This window comes from Bradyrhizobium sp. Kon10, assembly GCF_055807395.1.
Map to the genome: position 1 here is coordinate 1 of NZ_JBVVOZ010000294.1, position 256 is coordinate 256.

General features: G+C 63.3%; 1 pseudogene. It reads right to left on the minus strand.

What is annotated here, in order from left to right:
* A pseudogene (locus tag AC0L2O_RS37090) lies at positions 1 to 256 on the minus strand (hypothetical protein); the annotation flags it as partial.

The following is a 256-nucleotide window of genomic DNA, read 5'->3' on the forward strand; positions in this document are numbered from 1 at the left end:
CAAGATCGGCGAAATGATCGAGCGCAAGGATAATCGACGAACTCGGCCCCGAGCTTTTCGCGGAAGAACGGATCGTCCTTCAGTGCGCTGACCGCATCGCGCAGCGACTTCGGCACCAGCGGCGCCTTGGTTTCGTAGGGCGTGTCGGCCGACGGGCCTGGATCGAGCTTGCGGTCGACGCCGTCGAGGCCGGAGAGAATCTGCGAGGCCATGTAGAGATACGGATTGGCCGCGGGCTCGCCGATGCGGTTTTCCA